15 protein-coding genes are annotated in these 14,455 nt (G+C 58.8%); 9 read left to right on the top strand and 6 right to left on the bottom strand.

Annotation, left to right across the window (positions count from 1 at the left end; all coding sequences use genetic code 11):
- Window positions 1–21 precede the first annotated feature (21 nt).
- Window positions 22–786, top strand: coding sequence for a methyl-accepting chemotaxis protein (locus U367_RS1000000132745; protein ID WP_370468594.1), 765 nt, complete (start codon window positions 22–24; stop codon window positions 784–786).
- Here U367_RS1000000132745 and U367_RS1000000132080 read toward each other — a convergent pair whose 3' ends face one another.
- Both U367_RS1000000132080 and purU read right to left on the bottom strand, forming a co-directional pair.
- Window positions 787–957 (bottom strand): hypothetical protein, encoded by a 171-nt coding sequence (locus U367_RS1000000132080; RefSeq protein ID WP_162834925.1) that lies wholly within the window; start codon window positions 955–957, stop codon window positions 787–789. It abuts the gene before it with no gap.
- A gap of 84 nt (window positions 958–1,041) precedes the next feature.
- A complete protein-coding gene (gene purU, locus U367_RS0115930) occupies window positions 1,042–1,890 on the bottom strand; it encodes a formyltetrahydrofolate deformylase (protein ID WP_010208067.1) in 849 nt (282 codons plus the stop codon).
- Between the two features lie 350 nt (window positions 1,891–2,240).
- Here purU and mvaT point away from each other — a divergent pair, with 350 nt between their 5' ends.
- A complete protein-coding gene (gene mvaT, locus U367_RS0115935; RefSeq protein WP_016970296.1) occupies window positions 2,241–2,615 on the top strand; it encodes a histone-like nucleoid-structuring protein MvaT in 375 nt (124 codons plus the stop codon).
- A gap of 89 nt (window positions 2,616–2,704) precedes the next feature.
- Here the strand turns inward: mvaT and sbcB are convergent, their stop codons facing one another.
- Window positions 2,705–4,132: an exodeoxyribonuclease I gene (gene sbcB, locus U367_RS0115940; RefSeq protein ID WP_028617758.1), complete on the bottom strand. Its 1,428-nt coding sequence runs from the start codon at window positions 4,130–4,132 to the stop codon at window positions 2,705–2,707.
- 167 nt (window positions 4,133–4,299) lie between these two features.
- Between sbcB and U367_RS0115945 the strand changes: the two genes are divergently transcribed.
- From U367_RS0115945 to U367_RS0115970, 6 genes are read left to right on the top strand one after another with little or no spacing between them, the layout of a single operon-like run.
- Window positions 4,300–4,992 (top strand): RDD family protein, encoded by a 693-nt coding sequence (locus U367_RS0115945; protein WP_028617759.1) that lies wholly within the window; start codon window positions 4,300–4,302, stop codon window positions 4,990–4,992.
- Window positions 4,989–5,969 (top strand): stage II sporulation protein M, encoded by a 981-nt coding sequence (locus U367_RS0115950; RefSeq protein ID WP_028617856.1) that lies wholly within the window; start codon window positions 4,989–4,991, stop codon window positions 5,967–5,969. Before U367_RS0115945 ends, U367_RS0115950 begins: the two co-directional genes overlap by 4 nt.
- Window positions 5,956–7,485 carry a DUF4129 domain-containing protein gene (locus U367_RS0115955; protein ID WP_028617760.1) on the top strand — a complete coding sequence of 510 codons (1,530 nt, stop codon included), beginning with the start codon at window positions 5,956–5,958 and terminating at the stop codon, window positions 7,483–7,485. Before U367_RS0115950 ends, U367_RS0115955 begins: the two co-directional genes overlap by 14 nt.
- Window positions 7,482–8,651, top strand: a complete 1,170-nt coding sequence (locus U367_RS0115960; RefSeq protein ID WP_028617761.1) for a DUF4350 domain-containing protein — start codon at window positions 7,482–7,484, stop codon at window positions 8,649–8,651. The genes U367_RS0115955 and U367_RS0115960 overlap by 4 nt, the downstream gene beginning before the upstream one ends.
- On the top strand, window positions 8,648–9,643 hold the full coding sequence (locus U367_RS0115965; RefSeq protein ID WP_028617762.1) for an AAA family ATPase: 996 nt from the start codon (window positions 8,648–8,650) through the stop codon (window positions 9,641–9,643). Before U367_RS0115960 ends, U367_RS0115965 begins: the two co-directional genes overlap by 4 nt.
- 7 nt (window positions 9,644–9,650) lie before the next feature.
- The gene (locus U367_RS0115970) at window positions 9,651–10,982 is read left to right on the top strand and encodes a DUF58 domain-containing protein (protein WP_028617763.1); all 1,332 of its coding nucleotides are present in this window, start codon (window positions 9,651–9,653) and stop codon (window positions 10,980–10,982) included.
- A gap of 22 nt (window positions 10,983–11,004) precedes the next feature.
- On the opposite strand, the gene U367_RS0115975 is transcribed toward U367_RS0115970, so the two are convergent.
- Both U367_RS0115975 and U367_RS0115980 read right to left on the bottom strand, forming a co-directional pair.
- Window positions 11,005–11,364: a PilZ domain-containing protein gene (locus tag U367_RS0115975; protein ID WP_028617764.1), complete on the bottom strand. Its 360-nt coding sequence runs from the start codon at window positions 11,362–11,364 to the stop codon at window positions 11,005–11,007.
- Between the two features lie 224 nt (window positions 11,365–11,588).
- The gene (locus U367_RS0115980) at window positions 11,589–11,963 is read right to left on the bottom strand and encodes a tol-pal system YbgF family protein (RefSeq protein WP_028617765.1); all 375 of its coding nucleotides are present in this window, start codon (window positions 11,961–11,963) and stop codon (window positions 11,589–11,591) included.
- A gap of 173 nt (window positions 11,964–12,136) precedes the next feature.
- Here U367_RS0115980 and pyk point away from each other — a divergent pair, with 173 nt between their 5' ends.
- The gene (gene pyk / locus U367_RS0115985; protein WP_016975479.1) at window positions 12,137–13,588 is read left to right on the top strand and encodes a pyruvate kinase; all 1,452 of its coding nucleotides are present in this window, start codon (window positions 12,137–12,139) and stop codon (window positions 13,586–13,588) included.
- A gap of 102 nt (window positions 13,589–13,690) precedes the next feature.
- Here the strand turns inward: pyk and U367_RS0115990 are convergent, their stop codons facing one another.
- On the bottom strand, window positions 13,691–14,440 hold the full coding sequence (locus U367_RS0115990) for an enoyl-CoA hydratase-related protein (protein ID WP_028617766.1): 750 nt from the start codon (window positions 14,438–14,440) through the stop codon (window positions 13,691–13,693).
- Between the last annotated feature and the right edge of the window lie 15 nt (window positions 14,441–14,455).

Below are 14,455 nucleotides of genomic sequence, written 5' to 3' on the forward strand. Positions count from 1 at the left end.
GTCAGTGCCTCCAACTCGTCGATGGTCAATTCCGATGAGCAGGCCAATCGCACCAACAGCGTCGCGGCGGCCATCAATGAGCTGGGCGCTGCGGCCCAGGAAATCGCGCGCAATGCGGCGCAAGCCTCCCATCAGGCCAGCGATGCACGTCACCTGGCTGAGGATGGCCAACAGGTGGTGGAACGCAACATCAAGGCGATGAACCAGTTGTCTTCGATGATCAGCGCTTCCAGCAGCAACATCGAAGCGCTCAATAGCAAAACGGTGAACATCGGGCAGATCCTCGAAGTGATCACCAGCATTTCCCAGCAAACCAACCTGCTGGCATTGAACGCTGCCATCGAAGCAGCCCGTGCCGGGGAAGCCGGACGTGGGTTTGCGGTAGTCGCAGATGAGGTGCGCAACCTGGCACATCGCACTCAGGAATCGGCGCAACAAGTGCAGAAGATGATTGAAGAGCTGCAAGTCGGCGCGCGGGACTCGGTCAGCACCATGGGTGATAGCCAGCGCCATAGTCTTGAAAGCGTCGACATCGCCAACCTGGCCGGCGAACGCCTGAATAGCGTGACCCAGCGCATCGGCGAAATTGATGGCATGAACCAGTCAGTCGCCACCGCCACTGAAGAACAGACTTCGGTGGTGGAGTCGATCAACATGGACATTACCGAGATCAACACCCTCAATCAGGAAGGTGTGGAAAACCTGCAATCGACGCTGCGTGCTTGTGCCGACCTGGAACAACAGGCGGCACGGTTGAAACAATTGGTTGGCAGTTTCCGGATCTGATCAGGCGTCCTTGGGCTCGGACTTGGCCTGCTCCTGCTCCCACAGTTCGGCGGCACCGGGAAATTCGGTGCCGTCCTCGCTGCTCAGGTCATCCGGGTCGTATCGACTCAAACACCCCTCCCCTAATGTGGCGGGGGCTTTTGAGGTGGCTTTGTCCAGCGGATCACTCATGACTCAATCCTCGGCAGCATAAAGAAAAAGGGCCTGGGACGATTTAACGCCCAGGCCCTTCATTCTTCAATCACAACAGTTCGATCAGAACACGACGGTCTTGTTGCCGTGCACCAGCACGCGGTCTTCCAAGTGGTAACGCAGGCCACGGGCCAGCACCATCTTCTCGACGTCACGGCCGAAACGCACCATGTCTTCAATGCTGTCGCTGTGGCTGACACGCACCACGTCTTGCTCGATGATCGGGCCGGCGTCCAGCTCTTCGGTGACGTAGTGGCAAGTAGCACCGATCAACTTCACGCCACGCAGGGACGCCTGGTGGTAAGGCTTGGCGCCGACGAAAGACGGTAGGAAGCTGTGGTGAATGTTGATCACCTTGCCAGCATATTCGCGGCACAGTTCCGGCGGCAGGATTTGCATGTAGCGCGCCAGCACCACTACGTCGGCTTCGTGCTGCTTGACCAGGCGCGAGACCTCAGCGAACGCCGGCTCCTTGTCCTGCGGGTTGACCGGCACGTGGTAATACGGGATGCCATGCCACTCGACCATGCTGCGCAGGTCGTCATGGTTGGAGATCACACACGCGATCTCGCAGTCCAACTCATCGCTGTGCCAGCGATGCAGCAAGTCGGCAAGGCAGTGGGATTCACGGCTGGCCATCAACACCACGCGCTTTTTCTGCTCGGTGTCGGTGATATGCCAGGTCATCGAAAACTCTTCGGCGATCGGCGCAAATGCGTCGCGGAAGGCATCAAGACCAAAAGGCAGCGAATCGGCACGAATCTCGTGACGCATGAAGAACCAACCGCTGAGATTGTCCGAGTGATGACTCGCCTCGGTGATCCAACCGTTGTGGGAGGCCAGAAAGTTACTGACTTTGGCAACGATACCAACCCGGTCCGGGCAAGCAATCACCAGCCGAAAAGTGCGCATTAGGGGGAAACTCCAGAACTTCGCAAAGGCCGCCATTCTAGCGATTGCGCAGGAAAACTGCAGTATTCGTTGACGCTTATTCTGATCGCCGGCCGACGGCATGTCCCTTAATAGCCTATGGTTTTACCACCTTTATATGAATTTAGTACGTCACCCTATGGCAGGTTCACGTATTTTAGGGGAATTATCTTAAGGCCTACGCCCTAGTAATTAACTCGAATGCATAGCAATGCTACAAACATTCAATGTAATTCACATAAATGCGAGCTTAAATGTTTACTTGGGTAAACTGCCTGACTATTATTGGGCCACTGTCCCTCTCAATCAGCGCTCTACATAAGGTAGTCCACATGTCCCTGATCAACGAATACCGTGCCACCGAAGAAGCTATCAAAGAGCTGCAAGCCCGTTTGAAGAACCTGTCCCAAGACGACAAACTGCAAACCGAGCTGGAATTCGAAGGCAAACTGCGCGCCCTGATGGGTGAATACTCCAAATCCCTGCGTGACATCATCGCGCTGCTGGATCCAGAGTCGAAAGTTAAAGCACCGCGTGGCGCCGTGAAAACTACCGGCACCAAACGTGCTCGCAAAGTCAAACAGTACAAAAACCCGCACAACGGCGAAGTGATTGAAACCAAAGGTGGCAACCACAAAACCTTGAAAGAGTGGAAAGCCAAGTGGGGCGGTGACGTGGTTGAAGGCTGGGCTACCCTGCTGGGCTAAGCCTCGCCAGGCTTACGCCTGATACGCGACACATTAAAAACGCCAGCCTGCTGGCGTTTTTAATTGCCGGTGTATTGTGTGACGATCGACTACAGATTCACCTTATGGGCCAGCAAGTCGGCATATTCCTGCCACCGCTCAAGCACCTCCGCCTGAAAAGGTGTCGCACTAACTGCAAACTCTTGTTTAGCCTGCTTAAATGCCGCAAGGGTATTCGGCGCGCCCCACTCCGGGTCCGTCAAACGTTGCTGACAGAAAAGCTGCCAACGTTGTTGCTCCTCACTGTTCAAGGTATCGGGGAAGTTACGCGCTCGGTAGCGAAAGAGTAATTCAGGCAACCGATGATCATCGAAAGGCCATTGCTGGCGAGCTAATTGTGCAGGCTCGGCCATCCTGACTTGTTCACATAAACGTCGATCACGATCTCCGATAAAGCCATCGTATAGCTGTTGCTCCGGGTCTGAACTCGGGGTGAAATCTTCCTCGGCATAAATAGCCGCCAACTTATCGCGCCAACACTCCTGTGCGTCAGTTAGCCGCAGGGCACGCTCCTGATAAAGATTCATATCCAAGTGCAGACGCTCACGATCTTCTGCCCGAAGCACATTCAAGGGCGCAACCACGGGGCAGCGATTGATGTGCACCAACTTGAGCGGGACCGGTAACTCGCCCTCGGCAAGATCGTCACGACGGGTGTAGAGGCGCTGGCGCAAGGTATCTGCATCCAGGTCCAGCAACCCTTGAGGATCGAGTCCGAGGTCGCAGACGATCAGTGCATTTCGGTTGCGTGGGTGCCACGCCAGTGGCACTACGACGCCCAGATAATGACGCTCGGCGGAAAAACGCCCGGAGATGTGCACCATGGGTTGCAGTAAGCGCACCTGGTCCATCACCGCCTGCTTGCTGCGCAGTTGAAACAGCCACTTGAACAGCTTGGGCTGTTTCTCACGAACCAATCGGGCCAGGGCAATAGTGGCTCGCACGTCGGACAGAGCATCGTGCGCCTGACCATGGTCGATACCGTTGGCTTCGGTCAGGCGCTCCAGTTTGAGCGTGACGCGCCCATCCTGTTGCGGCCATTCAATGCCTTCCGGGCGTAGGCCGTAGGCCGTGCGAATCACGTCGATCAGATCCCAGCGGCTGTTACCGCCCTGCCACTCACGTGCGTAAGGATCGAAGAAATTGCGGTACAGGCTGTAGCGCGTCATTTCATCGTCAAATCGCAAGGTGTTGTACCCAGCGCCACACGTACCCGGGGCGGCCAGCTCAGCATGCACCCGAGTCATGAAATCGGCCTCGGCCAGGCCTTTTTCCGCGAGGATTGCGGGAGTAATGCCGGTAATCGCGCAGGCGATGGGATGGGGCAGGATATCGTCGCTGGGCAGGCAATAAAGATTGACCGGCTCGCCGATCTCATTGAGTTCGTGGTCTGTCCGAATGCCGGCTACTTGAAGCGGGCGGTCATTGCGCGGATTGATGCCGGTGGTTTCATAGTCGTACCAGAAAATGGAGGTCACGGGCTTTTCCTGTACTGAAGATCGACAAAGTCTAGGCGCTGGACGACGTCCACGGCCAGCACCAAATCAACTGTACAAACATCCAGCAAAACCTTGAATGGTTGCTTCCACCGCCGACACTGCTAGCATCCGTGTCTCCCAGCCATTCTGCACTGCCAAGGATCGCGATGCCGTCAGCTCCATTGGATACCCGCTACCAGATCGAGACCCCGGAGGGCATCGAGCTGCCCCTACGCCCGGCCGGCCTGACGTCACGTGTGTTGGCCTTTGCCTTCGACCTGGGTGTGCGCGCAGTGGTCATGGGCGTTCTGCTGGTGCCATTGGCCATGCTTGGCAACGTCGGCATCGGCCTGGGTTCGCTGCTGCTGTTCCTGATCAGTTGGTGGTACATGGTGCTGTTCGAAGTACTCAACCAGGGATGCTCACCTGGGAAACAGGTCATGGGGTTGCGGGTGGTACACGATGACGGCACACCGATCGGCTGGTCCGCGTCACTGATCCGCAATTTGCTGCGGTTTGTCGACATGCTGCCATTCGGTTACTTTCTCGGCGCGATCAGTTGCCTGCAGCATCCTCACTTCAAGCGCTTGGGCGACCTGGCCGCCGGCACACTGGTGATCTACCGGGAACAACCGCTTCTGCGTCCCCAGATTCCTCAAGCTACCGCCCTACGCTTGCCCTTCGCTCTGGATCTGAGTGAACAACGGGCCATCCTTGGCTTTGCGGAACGCCAGGGTGAGCTTTCCACGGAGCGCGTTCACGAGTTGGCTTCGATTCTCGCCACCCCCTTGCACGTATCCCCGGCCCGCGCCGTGGAACAACTCAACGGCGTGGCCCGTGGCCTGTTGGGGCCGACATGAAGCAGAGTCTTTTCGAAAGCCGTCACCAGCCTCAATGGCAGGCCTTTGCCCAATACCTGCAACAATTGGAGCAAGGCAAGGTTAAAGCCAGTGACATGGCCGACTTCCCCCATCAGTACCGGCGTCTGTGCCAGCACCTGGCCCTGGCCCAGGAACGCGGCTACAGCAGCTATTTGGTAGACCCCTTGCAACAACTGGCCTTGCGCGGCCATCAACAGCTCTACCGTCATCGCAGCCAACTGACCGCAAATGTGCTGGGGTTCGTACTTGCCGGTTTTCCCCGGTTGGTGCGGGAACAGTGGCGTTTCGTACTGATAGCCAGCCTGCTGTTCTTTGGCAGCCTGATAGGTATCGCGTTGCTGGTCTACCTGTTTCCCGACCTGATCTACAGCATCGTCAGCCCTCAGCAGGTTGCAGAGATGCAGGGCATGTATGACCCCGATGCGAGCCGCCTGGGCCGCACCGCTGAGCGCGCATCGAGCGAAGACTGGATGATGTTCGGCTACTACGTGATGCACAACATCGGTATCGCGTTCCAGACGTTTGCCGCCGGTTTGCTGTTCGGCCTGGGCAGCGTGTTCTTTCTGATTTTCAACGGCCTGGTCATCGGTGCGGTCTCCGGGCACCTGACCGAAATCGGCTCCGGCCAGACCTTCTGGTCATTCGTCATCGGGCACGGCGCGTTCGAGCTGACGGCCATCGCCCTCGCCGGTGCCGCTGGTTTGCAACTGGGCTGGGCGCTGATCGCTCCCGGGCAGTTGACCCGCGGCGAGTCATTACGGCTGGCGGCGCGCAAGAGCGTGCAGATGTTGTGCGGAGTAATGATCTTCCTGTTGATCGCTGCCTTCATCGAAGCGTATTGGTCATCCGCCACCCTGATAGCCCCCTGGATCAAGTACCTGGTTGGCGCGGCACTATGGCTTCTGGTAGCCGCTTACCTGAGCCTTGCCGGAAGGACTCTCCATGCGCCTGAGTGATGCCAGCGTGGTCATCCGCCCGCGTACTGCCTGGGAGGCGATGGATCTTGGCGTGTTGATGGCCCGCGAGCACCGCCTGCTCCTGATGAGCAGTTGGGCGTTGGTGACTCTGCCAGTGTTCGCCGCGCTCACGGCACTGCTGTGGAAGTACCCGTCCACCGCGATTTTCCTGTTCTGGTGGCTCAAGCCAGCCTTTGACCGCTTGCCACTGTATATCCTCTCCAAGGCATTGTTTGGCGAAACGCCCAGCATAAAGCAGGCTGTTCGCCAGTGGCCGCGACTGCTCAAGGGCCAACTGTTGGCCAGCCTGACCTGGCGGCGACTCAGCCTGAGCCGCAGCTTTGTGATGCCGGTGAGCCAACTTGAAGGCCTGGATGGCCCCGCTCGCCAAAAACGCCTGGGCGTGCTGCAGCAACGTAACGCTGGCGCCGCACGCTGGTTGACCACCATCGGGGTGCATCTGGAGATCGGACTGTGGTTCGGTTGCATGACGCTTTTCTATCTGTTCATTCCCCAGAACCTCGAGTCGGATTGGGATTGGCAACGCCTGATACTGGCGACAAGCTCGGAAGGCTTGTGGCTGGAACACCTGAGCAATGCCTTCTACGCCGTAATCCTGGTGTTTTGGGAACCTATCTATGTAGCCTGCGGTTTCAGCCTCTACCTGAATCGCCGCACGGTATTAGAGGCCTGGGACCTGGAGTTGGTCTTCCGCCGTCTTCGTCAGCGCCTGAGCAACGTGGTGCCGTTGTTATTACTGATGATGGGCCTGTCGCTGCTGCCATTCAGCCCGCCTGCCATGGCAGAGTCATCCCCCTCACAAAAACCGCTAGCCACCCAGGACGCAAGCCAATCCATCAAGTCCCTGATGGAAAAGCCCCCCTTCAAAAATCCGGAAACCGTCACGCGCTATCGCTTTGGCGAAGACAAGCCGCCTGTTAAAAACAAGGCTCACCGCGACGGTAAGCTTCCGGACTGGCTGAAGGCATTGCTGGACAACCTCAACAGCAATACCTTCAAACACATCGCCCAAGGTTTGGAGGTACTGCTGTGGGGACTTATTGTCGGTGCATTGATCACGCTGGTTTGGCGCTATCGTGAGTGGTTGCGCACGTTTGTCAGCCGACGCAGGCTACGCAAGCCACAAGATCTCAAAGTTGCCCCCGCGCAATTGTTCGGCCTTGAGCTAGGCCTCGAGACGTTGCCCGACGATATTGCCAGTGCCGCCGAACACCTGTGGCCCACCCAGCCAAGGGAAGCCCTTGGCCTGCTATATCGCGGCCTGCTCAGCCGGCTGCTGCATGACTTCAACATGCCGCTGAAAAGCGCTGACACCGAAGGCCAGATCCTGGAACGGGTCAACCAGTTGCAACAACCACAACTGCTGGCGTTCAGCGACGACTTGACCAGGCATTGGCAAAACCTCGCCTACGGCCATCGCCTGCCTCCCCCTTCAGTCCAGCAACAGCTATGCAGTGATTGGCGCACTCTGTTCAGCCGGGGGAGCAATCCATGAACCGGCCTTTACTGTGGGCGGGACTCTTGCTGGCGTGCCTGCTTGGAGCGGGTGGTTACTACGCATGGAGCAAGGCAATTCCCTACGATGAGGTGGTGGATCGCGGCCCTTCTCCAGAAGCCCTGGCCAACCCCTACCTGGCAGCCGAACACTTTCTACGCCAACAAGGCCTGACCGTTGAGCGCGGCAATAGCCTGGAGCGGCTGGCTACCCTGCCAGCCAAGGGCAACAGCCTGTTGCTGCTCGGCGAGCGCAGCAACATGTCACCCCGCCAGGTAGAGCAACTGCTGGGTTGGGCCAAATCCGGCGGCCATTTGTTGCTGGTGGCCGAGGCGTTGTGGGATGAAGAGACTGGCAAAAGCGGCGACCTGTTGCTCGATGGTTTGCATATCCACCAGACCTTGAGTGACGAGCCTGAGGAACCTGCACCGTCCAGCAACAAAGCACTTAAAAAGAAAGCCCCGGACCTCACCAAACTCTACATCGACAATGAAAACCCATCGGCTTACTTCAGTTTCGACACAGACTTCAATCTCACCGACCCCAGGCACCTGGCCCAATTCTCTGCCAACAGCGCAAGATCGAGCCACCTGATGCAACTCGACCTCGGGGAAGGCAGCGTCACGGTAATCACCGACAGCGACCTGTGGAAAACCCCGAGCATCGCCAAGTACGACAATGCCTGGTTGCTGTGGTACCTGAACCAGGGCAAGGCCGTGACCTTGCTGTTCAACACCGACTTCGACGACCTGTTCACCTTGCTGATGCGGTACTTCCCCCAGGCTCTGGTAGCACTCGCTACCTTGATCATCCTGGCTCTTTGGCGGGCGGGCCAACGTCAAGGCCCGGTCCGTAAACCCGCAGACTATGCACGTCGTCAATTGCAGGAACACCTCAAAGCCAGCGCTGACTTCCTGTTGCGCCGCAGCGGCCAGGGCACACTACTGCATGCCTTGCAGCGCGATATCCTGCGCGCGGCCCGGCACCGTCACCCCGGCTTTGAACACCTCGACAATGCAGAACAGTGCCGGGCGCTTGAACACCTGACGCGCCAACCCTTTCACATCATCAGCCAGGCCCTTGGCCCACTCCCGGAGAAACGGCTTTCCAGCGCCGATTTCAGCCGTCAGGTGGCGTGCCTGCAAACCCTCAGGAATGCCCTATGAGTGAATTTCCAAGCGCCACTGGCTTGACCCGCGAAACCGTGCAACGCGCCAGCGGGCAAGCCCAAGCCCTGCGCAATGAGTTGCGCAAAGCGGTGATTGGCCAGGACCCGGTGATCAACGATGTCCTGACCGCGCTGATCGCCGGCGGGCATGTGCTGCTCGAAGGTGTACCGGGTCTGGGTAAAACCCTGCTGGTGCGTGCCCTGGCACGCTGCTTTGAGGGCGATTTCGCGCGCATCCAGTTCACCCCGGACCTGATGCCCAGCGATGTCACAGGCCACGCCGTGTATGACCTGCACACCGAACAGTTCAAGCTGCGCAAAGGGCCGGTGTTCACCCATTTGTTGCTGGCCGACGAAATCAACCGTGCCCCGGCCAAGACCCAGGCCGCGTTGCTCGAAGCGATGCAGGAACGGCAAGTCACCCTCGAAGGCGAGGCGTTGCCCATCGGCCAACCGTTCATGGTGCTGGCGACCCAGAACCCTATTGAACAGGAAGGTACTTACCCCCTGCCGGAAGCGGAGCTGGATCGCTTCATGCTCAAGGTGCGCATGGATTACCCCGATGCGCAGCAAGAACTGGACATGGTGCGTGAAGTCACGCGCTCGTCTCGGGCCGACATGCTGGATGTAAAACCCTTGCGCACGGTACTGCTGGCCGAAGATGTGCTGCAGCTTCAGCAGATAGCCAGTGAGCTGGCACTCGACGAACAAGTGCTCGACTATGCCGTACGGCTGGCGCGCGCCACCCGCAGTTGGCCGGGGCTGGCCATCGGTGCCGGCCCGCGGGCGTCCATCGATCTGGTGCGCGGCGCGCGCGCCCGTGCCTTGTTGCGCGGCGGCGAATTCGTCACGCCGGACGACATCAAGGATTGTGCCTTGGCAGTACTGCGCCATCGGGTACGTATCGCGCCAGAGCTGGATATCGATGGGTTGGAAGTCGACCAGGTGCTCAAGCAACTGCTCGATCAGATCCCGGCGCCTCGGCAATGACTCGCCCATGAAACCGACCCGTCTGCTGTTGAACTGGCTGGGCGTATTGCTGGGCTTGGGCATCGTGCTGGGCACTGCGGCAGCGTTGCAGGTCAAGTTGCCCGACACCTTGTACGCCATCGCATGGGGGCTGCTACTGGCACTGTTACTGCTCGCGCTGCTGGATGCGATGCGTCTGCGTAACCGCCCTTCGCCCCGCGTGCAACGGCAAATGCCCGGAAGCCTGGCACTGGGCCGCTGGGGAGAAATCCGCCTGGTTCTAGAGCATGACTTTGCGCAGGCACTGAGCGTGCAGGTGTTCGATCATGTCCCTGACGGGTTGTCCGTCGAGCACATGCCCCAATCCATAGACCTGCGCCCCGGTGAACGCAGTGAACTGGGTTATCGCCTTCGCCCCTTGCGACGCGGGCATTTCAATTTCGGCCGCTGTGAAATTCACCTGCCCAGCCCCATGGGCCTGTGGTCAGCACGACGACTGATCGAAGTGAGCGATACTACCCGCGTCTACCCGGACTTCGCCCGTCTGTACGGCGCCCAACTCCAGGGCGTGGACAACTGGCTGAGCCAACTGGGTGTACGCCAACGCCAGCGGCGCGGCTTGGGACTGGAATTTCACCAGTTGCGCGAGTTTCGCGAAGGGGACAGCCTACGGCAGATCGACTGGAAGGCCACCGCCCGGCAACGCACACCCATTGCTCGTGAATACCAGGATGAGCGCGACCAACAGATCGTGTTCATGCTCGATTGCGGCCGCCGCATGCGTAGCCAGGATGACGAACTGTCTCACTTTGACCATGCCCTGAATGCCTGCCTGCTGCTCAGCTACGTCGCGTTGCGCCAGGGGGATGCGGTAGGACTGTGCACCTTTGCCGGTGACCAGCCACGCTACCTGGCGCCGGTCAAAGGCAGTAGCCAATTGAACCTGTTGCTCAACGCGGTATACGACCTGGATACCACTCGACGGACTGCTGACTATCAGGCTGCAGCAAGCGAGTTGCTGGCTCGGCAGAAACGGCGCGCATTGGTGATCGTGATAACCAACCTGCGGGATGAGGATGATGAAACACTGCTGGCTGCCGTCAAGCGTATCAGTCGTCAACACAGGGTGCTGGTGGTCAGCCTGCGCGAGGAAGCGCTCGATCGACTGCGCCAAGCCCCCGTACAAACCTTGCCCGAAGCCTTGGCCTACAGCGGCACCATCGACTACCTGAATACCCGCAACGAACTGCACGACCGACTCAGCGCCCAAGGCCTGTCCCTATTGGACAGTTTGCCGTCTGAACTGGGACCGGCGTTGGTCACGCGCTACCTGGGGTGGAAGAAAGCTGGCGTGCTCTGAAAAGTGCCCGCCAACTCTTTATCTAAGCCGAAGCCTGCAAAGGATCAAAGCTGAAGTAATGCAATAAGACGTTGATCAACTGCTCATATTCCTCAGGTGCCTGCAGCACCCTGAACCCGGAATCATAGTGCTGGGGGTTTACATCCTCATGACTCCATAGGCAGCTCGCCGTGAGATCAATGGGATGGAAGGTGCCGTCAGCCGCCGGAATCTTCAAACGCAGCTCAAAATCCACGTCGACCATCATGGGCAGTTGGCTGATTAACATCAGTCCATCTTCAGAGACATTTCCCAAAAAGCCGATGGGCTTGTCGGTAAGACGATTAAACACTTGCAAAAAACAAGGAAGCTGATGCCGCTCGATCCGTCGGTCGGTAAACATGGTGAGATCGCCATCCAATGGCCATGACTGCGGCCGTGCCAGTGATTCGGAACGGGTAATACGCCCGCTCTCCTTGGATCTCGGTGCGACAACAGGCAATTGCCTGCCGCTAGACAGCCACCCAGTCCGGGGCCCCACATCCATTTGCATAGAACTTATACAAATGAACATTCAAAGAATAGCCCAAGACTGGCAACGGGCCAGTTATGGAATGACGAATATCATCACAAAGAAGCTGGTCGCGGTTGCGCGACGCTTGCACTAGGGTAATGCCCCAGTTGTTGCAGGGTGTCGAGCCTCGCGCGGGCGCGGTAGGCGTACTCGCTCGATGGGTATTGATTGATAATGAATTGATAGGTCTGTACCGCGTCGACGAACAGCTTTTGCCGTTCCAGGCACTGACCGCGCAACATCGAGACTTCCGGCTGCACATAACGTCGGGTGCGACTTTCACGGTCGACCTGGGACAATTCCAGGGTAACGCGCTCGCAGTCACCGACCTTGTAGGCGCGGTAGGCATTGTTCAGATGGTGATCCATCGACCAACGGGTGCAGCCGACAACACTGACGGCCAGGGCAGCAATGAGCAAAATTCGCATGAGGGTTCTCCTGTCTTGTGCAGTGTATCGACCCCTCGTCGAAAATCTTCAAGGATGTTCGTATTCAGCCGCAGCGAAAACAAGTCAATCATCGATAAGTAGTGCAAACGAACAATGACTACAACGAAAGAGCATAGTAGCCTTCTCCAGCGCTTGAACTCAGGAGTCTGTGCATGTCCGTCCGTCGTACCAAAATCGTCGCCACCCTTGGCCCGGCCAGCAACTCGCCGGAAGTCCTCGAACAGCTGATTCTGGCTGGTTTGGACGTTGCCCGTCTGAACTTCTCCCACGGCACCCCGGACGAGCACAAGGCTCGCGCCAAGCTGGTGCGTGACCTGGCCGCCAAGCACGGCCGCTTCGTCGCTCTGCTGGGTGACCTGCAAGGCCCGAAAATCCGTATCGCCAAATTCACCAACAAGCGGATCGAGCTGAAGATCGGTGATCAATTCACCTTCTCCACCAGCCACCCGCTGACCGAAGGCAACCAGCAGGTCGTGGGTATCGACTATCCGGATCTGGTCAAGGACTGCGGCGTCGGCGACGAGCTTCTGCTGGATGATGGCCGCGTAGTAATGCGCGTCGAAACCGCGACCCCGACCGAACTGCACTGCGTCGTGCTGATCGGTGGTCCGCTGTCCGACCACAAAGGCATCAACCGTCGTGGGGGTGGCTTGACCGCACCAGCCCTGACGGAAAAAGACAAGGCCGACATCAAGCTCGCCGCCGAAATGGAAGTGGACTACCTCGCCGTGTCCTTCCCGCGCGACGCCGCCGACATGGAATACGCCCGTAAGCTGCGCGACGAAGCCGGTGGTACTGCCTGGCTGGTGGCGAAGATCGAACGCGCCGAAGCCGTGGCCGATGACGAAACCCTCGACGGCCTGATCAAGGCTTCCGACGCGGTGATGGTTGCTCGTGGCGACCTGGGCGTGGAAATCGGTGACGCCGAGCTGATCGGTATCCAGAAGAAGATCATCCTGCACGCTCGCCGCCACAACAAGGCAGTGATCGTGGCGACCCAGATGATGGAGTCGATGATCCAGAACCCGATGCCGACCCGCGCCGAAGTGTCCGACGTGGCCAACGCCGTGCTCGACTACACCGACGCCGTGATGCTCTCGGCCGAAAGCGCCGCCGGCCCGTACCCGCTGGAAGCCGTGCAAGCCATGGCGCGTATCTGCCTCGGCGCTGAAAAGCACCCGACCAGCAAGACCTCCAGCCACCGCATCGGCAAAGAGTTCGAAAGCTGCGACCAGAGCATCGCCCTGGCTGCCATGTACACCGCGAACCACTTCCCCGGTGTGAAGGCGATCATCGCGCTGACCGAAAGTGGCTACACGCCGTTGATCATGTCGCGCATCCGTTCCTCGGTGCCGATCTACGCGTTCACCCCGCACCGTGAAGCCCAGGCGCGCACCGCGCTGTTCCGTGGCGTGTACACCGTTCCGTTCGATCCGGCTTCGCTGGCACCGAACGAAGTCAGCCAGAAGGCGATCGACGAGCTGGTCAAGCGTGGCGTCGTAGAGAAAGGCGACTGGGTCATCCTGACCAAGGGCGACAGCTACCACACCACCGGTGGCACCAATGGCATGAAGATCCTGCACGTGGGCGACCCGCAGGTCTGAGTGACACGCTGAAAAACAAAAGCCCCGCCATGTGAATGGCGGGGCTTTTTTGCATTTCAAGAGTTCGTGTCGAACTCGGTCAAGCCCGCTCCCACATGTTGATCAGCGCCGGGTGATGAACCCCGACAACGCCGCAATCGCCTCAGGCGATCTCAAGCGCTGGGTAAACAGCGCCCCCTCCTCCTCGATCACCTGCCGCAACTGCTCACGATCAACACTTTTCATCAATTGCTTGGTCACCTGCACCGCCCCCGGTGCCAAGGTTTCGAAGCGCTCGGCCATTTCCCGCGCCTTGGCCAACGCCGTCTCGCCGCTGCCCAACGCCTCGGTGGCAATGCCCCAGGCTGCCGCCTGTTCGCCGGTAAAGCCCTCGCCCAGCAACAATAATTCCGCAGCCTTTGCGTGCCCCAACAACCTCGGCAGAATCAGGCTCGACCCAAACTCCGGGCACAGCCCCAGGTTGACAAACGGCATGCGCAACCGCGCATCGCGGCTGATGTATACCAGATCGCAATGCAGCAACAGGGTTGTCCCGATACCCACCGCAACGCCCGCCACGGCGGCAATCACCGGTTTGCGGCAGTTGAGCAGGCTTTTCATGAAATAAAACGGTGGGCTGTCGAGATCGCTGGGCGGCTGTTCGAGAAAATCGCCGATGTCGTTGCCGGCAGTGAAGCATTCACTGCTGCCCTGGATCAGTACGCAGCGGATGTCCTCATCCGCATCGGCCTGCTCCAGTGCCTCGGCCAATTGCGTGTACATGGCGCGGGTCAGGGCGTTTTTCTTGTCGGGGCGATTGAGCTGCAAGGTCAGCAACCCGCGTTCGCGGTGTTGCAGGATGGCATCGGTCATGGCGAATCTAGCGGC

Source organism: Pseudomonas canadensis, assembly GCF_000503215.1.
GTDB classification, from domain to species: Bacteria; Pseudomonadota; Gammaproteobacteria; order Pseudomonadales; family Pseudomonadaceae; genus Aquipseudomonas; species Aquipseudomonas canadensis.

What these genes read in the sequence shown, in the direction of transcription:
- pyk (WP_016975479.1), top strand. Translation starts at nt 12,137, where the DNA reads ATGTCCGTCCGTCGTACCAAAATCGTCGCCACCCTTGGCCCGGCCAGC.
- mvaT (WP_016970296.1), top strand. Translation starts at nt 2,241, where the DNA reads ATGTCCCTGATCAACGAATACCGTGCCACCGAAGAAGCTATCAAAGAG.
- U367_RS0115980 (WP_028617765.1), bottom strand. Translation starts at nt 11,963, where the DNA reads ATGCGAATTTTGCTCATTGCTGCCCTGGCCGTCAGTGTTGTCGGCTGC.
- U367_RS0115990 (WP_028617766.1), bottom strand. Translation starts at nt 14,440, where the DNA reads ATGACCGATGCCATCCTGCAACACCGCGAACGCGGGTTGCTGACCTTG.
- U367_RS1000000132745 (WP_370468594.1), top strand. Translation starts at nt 22, where the DNA reads ATGGTCAATTCCGATGAGCAGGCCAATCGCACCAACAGCGTCGCGGCG.
- U367_RS0115950 (WP_028617856.1), top strand. Translation starts at nt 4,989, where the DNA reads ATGAAGCAGAGTCTTTTCGAAAGCCGTCACCAGCCTCAATGGCAGGCC.
- U367_RS0115970 (WP_028617763.1), top strand. Translation starts at nt 9,651, where the DNA reads ATGAAACCGACCCGTCTGCTGTTGAACTGGCTGGGCGTATTGCTGGGC.
- U367_RS0115965 (WP_028617762.1), top strand. Translation starts at nt 8,648, where the DNA reads ATGAGTGAATTTCCAAGCGCCACTGGCTTGACCCGCGAAACCGTGCAA.
- U367_RS0115960 (WP_028617761.1), top strand. Translation starts at nt 7,482, where the DNA reads ATGAACCGGCCTTTACTGTGGGCGGGACTCTTGCTGGCGTGCCTGCTT.
- U367_RS0115945 (WP_028617759.1), top strand. Translation starts at nt 4,300, where the DNA reads ATGCCGTCAGCTCCATTGGATACCCGCTACCAGATCGAGACCCCGGAG.
- U367_RS0115975 (WP_028617764.1), bottom strand. Translation starts at nt 11,364, where the DNA reads ATGTTTACCGACCGACGGATCGAGCGGCATCAGCTTCCTTGTTTTTTG.
- U367_RS0115955 (WP_028617760.1), top strand. Translation starts at nt 5,956, where the DNA reads ATGCGCCTGAGTGATGCCAGCGTGGTCATCCGCCCGCGTACTGCCTGG.
- U367_RS1000000132080 (WP_162834925.1), bottom strand. Translation starts at nt 957, where the DNA reads ATGAGTGATCCGCTGGACAAAGCCACCTCAAAAGCCCCCGCCACATTA.
- purU (WP_010208067.1), bottom strand. Translation starts at nt 1,890, where the DNA reads ATGCGCACTTTTCGGCTGGTGATTGCTTGCCCGGACCGGGTTGGTATC.